The sequence below is a fragment of the Candidatus Obscuribacterales bacterium genome (genome assembly GCA_036703605.1).
GTDB lineage: Bacteria > Cyanobacteriota > Cyanobacteriia > RECH01 > RECH01 > RECH01.
On sequence record DATNRH010000530.1, the window covers coordinates 1 to 3,410 of the forward strand.

Genomic DNA, 3,410 nt, shown 5'->3' on the forward strand with positions numbered 1-3,410 from the left:
TGTAGTTTTGCCCAACCTGCAGGGGAAAAGGCGATTGGCGATCGAGGGGAATCCAGCTCGCGCCAGCGGCCTGAGCGATCGCCCACACCGCCGCAATGTCCCAGATTTTTGGCGTAGCTTCCACACCGCCCAGGGCTGTCCCCGTCGCCACCGTTAGCACATTGTAGGTGGCCACGCCCAACATGCGAATTTTGCAGGGAAAAGGCGACTTCATCACCGCCGTACTGCGGGCACAGAGGTTGAAAAACTGATTGCTCGACGGCTCTGCCTTGCTGGTGTGGATAGGACGATCGTTGAGGAATGCGCCCTGGGGCATGTTTAACCCCGAGTCCCCCGGCCAAAAGCCATGAAACGCCTGGGCAATCGGCGGCAGATACACATAGCCAAAGACTGGAGTACCACGATAGAGCAAGCCGAGGGAAATCCCCCAGAGGGGTACACCTCGGGTGAAATTGGTGGTGCCGTCAATTGGATCAATAATCCAACACCAGTCATTCTCAGGGAAAAAATGCTCCGCCTCTTCACTCAAAACGCCGTGGCTAGGAAACTCCTGAGCGATCGCTTGCCGCAATGTCTCATCAGCCCAGCGATCGGATTGGGTCACCAAACTACCATCGGCCTTTTCCGTTGCCTGAGCACGGCCAAAGTCTTCCAGCAACGTGCGTCCAACGCGAGTGGTGGTGCGATCGGCAAACTCTAGCACAGTGGGCCAAAAATCCATCAACAAACCTCCCAATAATTACCGCCCTTGCCCAACGCTCAAGCAACTAGGCGTCTTCCAGCATACCGCTGCAAGCCTCAGCAATCTGTCCAACATTGCTCATGATCACAGCCACCGCCCACAAGCCGCGCTAGGCTAAAGCCAAGCTCCGATCCTAACCATCACGATCGCAACCATCATCATCCCGATCACAATACTCTGACCGCAGGCAATCGATCGCGTAACAGGTCAAACTCCTACGCCAACAGCAATCCATAGATTGTCCAACATAGATTATCCAACCAGCGAAACGTCGTAGCTCTACCAACATCACCCACCGAGAGCGATCGCCTCCCCTCGTCTTTCCATAGCCAGCCTGCAGGCAGAAGACGATAGACGATAGGTGGCATATATAGTAAGTAGGGGCTAGAATCATCGCTGCTCCACCACCCTCATTTCCGTCTAGGATGGTGACACCTATCTGCATAGCCGACCGTTGGTGATACAGCCGTACCTTGTGTTTCATTCACTATGACCGACTTGGCACAGAAAACTGAAGCCCAGAAAATCATTGACCTGATTACCTGCTATAGCTTTGACCTAGGGGCCCAATCTGCAGAGCGGGCCGTGGCGGAATGGTTGAGTCGCTATTCACTCGTGTGGGTGCGGTTAGCGATTATTGAAGCTCTCTACCAAGGACGCTATAAAGCCGTTTCTGTTCAACAAATCTTGATGCTCTGGGAGCGCCGTGATGCGCCTATTTATCACTTCACCAGCGAATTTGCCCGGATTGTGGCTAGTCCGGTGCCGCGCAACCTCAATGCAGCAGAGCATCTAGACATCGAAGTTGAAGCAGAAGACAGCGATCGCCCCCCCAGTGACCCCACGTCCGAGGACTTGACTCTGCGGGCCAAACTGCAAAGCCTGCGATCGCAGCCCGCTCAGCGCCATAAACAACCGTCACCAGCCCCCGTCAGCCCAGAGCCAGCCCGGAGCCCCACGCCAGCCACCTCGGCGATCAGCGCTGCCCCAGCCATTCTAGAAACCAGTCCAGAGCCAAGCTACGCGCCTCAACCCGTTGCTAACCCATCTTCCTCGGCCAATGCAACGGAGCTGATCCATCCTATCCAGCAATTTACGCCAGCTTCCGCCACAACATCGTTCCATACCAAGCTCCAAGCCGTGGCCGCCAGCGATCGCTCCTCCCTGCTCTCAACCGAAGAAGAGCTGGATCGATCGACCCTACTCATTCCCGACAGCGACGACTAGCTCTGCGGTACCTACCTGTACATCGATGGCCGGTAACCGATTGATAGCCGACCGTTAGGCACTAGGCTTTGCGCCACCCATGCGGATTTCAGAACAGAAGGAGCCAAACTGGGTGCCATCCTGCTGCTTAATTACACTGGTGCGAAAGCGCAGACTCGGGCTTTCAAACCAGACCCGCTCGGTGGTGGTGGCGGCGGCAGTTTCGGTGGTCAGCGTCAGGGCGTCATCGGCACCTAGACTGTAATGGCTGAGGGTTTCCAGCGCTGTGGAATCATGATGGTGGCGCAGCAGTTGCCCGGTGCGAGATTGGGCATCAGGGGCGATCGCCACCCATAGAGTAGAGCCGTTGTGGCTTTGGGTTTGACCATCCAGCTTGCCTTCCCAGCGAATCTGGACGCCAATCAGCGCCGTCCCAGCATCGATACCATGCTGCTGGCATAAATCCACCACTGCCCCATCGGTGACCGGGATGACCTCCACCCACAGATCAGATTGTCCAGTAATGGATTGGTTGCCGTTAATGTCGTGGCTGGTGCGTTGGGAAAACCATTTGCCAACACTTTGTTGAAAAAATTCGGTGATATCCATCGAGGGGCGATCGCTGAAATTTTGACCTTTTCTATTTTACGGGATTAGGGCCAACCCCCAGCACCTGACCTGCCTTGAACGAACAACTCCTAAAATCCTCGCCATAGATATTCCGTGAGTTGCTGCCCCACCCGCCGCTCTTCCGTTGGATCAGTTGGTTGCCGCCAGCGCAGAGATTGGTAGAGCAGATGACGGTAGAGGTCAAAGGTGGCTTCAATCAAGTCGCTGTAGGTGATCGCCGCCGCGATCGCCCAATAGTAATAGGTCAACAGCGCCGCCAAAATGCCCAGGGGCAGGGCCCACCAAGCGCCCACCAGCACCCAGCCGATAAACAGCACACTCCATAGCCAAAACCGCGCCGCTGCATCGAGGTCAGCACGGGCGATTTGTAAATCTTGCTTCACTCCATCGGGCAGCATCAGCCACAGCCGCGACCAGCAGATAACCGCATCTAGCCCATATTTTTCCAGAGATTTTTGCTCCGCTGCCCGCAGAATATTGCCCAAGCGCGTCGGCATGAGCTGGTTGCTCAGGGGCATATGGTGTTGCTGCCAGTCAAGGAAAATCCGTTCCTCCCGTTGTTCAACAGACAGTTGATCGAGACTATATTGGGCTAGCTCCTGCCAGCGATTGCCCACCCGTTTACTCCGTGCAGCCTGGCGGGCTAGACACCAGCGCCGCAATGGTCGTAGCCAAGGATGCCAATAGCCTTCTAGGGCCCGCAGCGCCGGTAGATCAAAGCGCTGCACCACCACCGATGAGGCCGCGATCAAACCCAGACCCGCAATCACAATGGCACTTTGCAAAAACTCAGGCTGTTGGCCAAACCAATCTATCGGCGCTTGCCAGCCAA

Annotated in this window: 5 protein-coding genes; 1 reads left to right on the forward strand and 4 read right to left on the reverse strand. The window is 56.0% G+C overall.

Annotation, left to right across the window (positions count from 1 at the left end):
* Together V6D20_11500 and V6D20_11505 are read right to left on the reverse strand one after the other, a co-directional pair.
* On the reverse strand, positions 1 to 721 hold a 721-nt coding region (locus tag V6D20_11500), incomplete at its 3' end, for an inositol monophosphatase family protein (protein HEY9816409.1).
* Between the two features lie 236 nt (positions 722 to 957).
* Positions 958 to 1,110: a hypothetical protein gene (locus V6D20_11505; protein HEY9816410.1), complete on the reverse strand. Its 153-nt coding sequence runs from the start codon at positions 1,108 to 1,110 to the stop codon at positions 958 to 960.
* Positions 1,111 to 1,231: 121 nt separating this feature from the next.
* On the opposite strand from V6D20_11505, the gene V6D20_11510 reads away from it, so the two are divergent.
* The gene (locus tag V6D20_11510; GenBank protein ID HEY9816411.1) at positions 1,232 to 1,969 is read left to right on the forward strand and encodes a hypothetical protein; all 738 of its coding nucleotides are present in this window, start codon (positions 1,232 to 1,234) and stop codon (positions 1,967 to 1,969) included.
* Between the two features lie 54 nt (positions 1,970 to 2,023).
* On the opposite strand, the gene V6D20_11515 is transcribed toward V6D20_11510, so the two are convergent.
* Positions 2,024 to 2,557 (reverse strand): phycobiliprotein lyase, encoded by a 534-nt coding sequence (locus tag V6D20_11515; GenBank protein ID HEY9816412.1) that lies wholly within the window; start codon positions 2,555 to 2,557, stop codon positions 2,024 to 2,026.
* A gap of 89 nt (positions 2,558 to 2,646) precedes the next feature.
* Positions 2,647 to 3,410 (reverse strand): hypothetical protein (locus tag V6D20_11520; protein HEY9816413.1); only part of this gene is annotated, 764 nt, incomplete at its 5' end.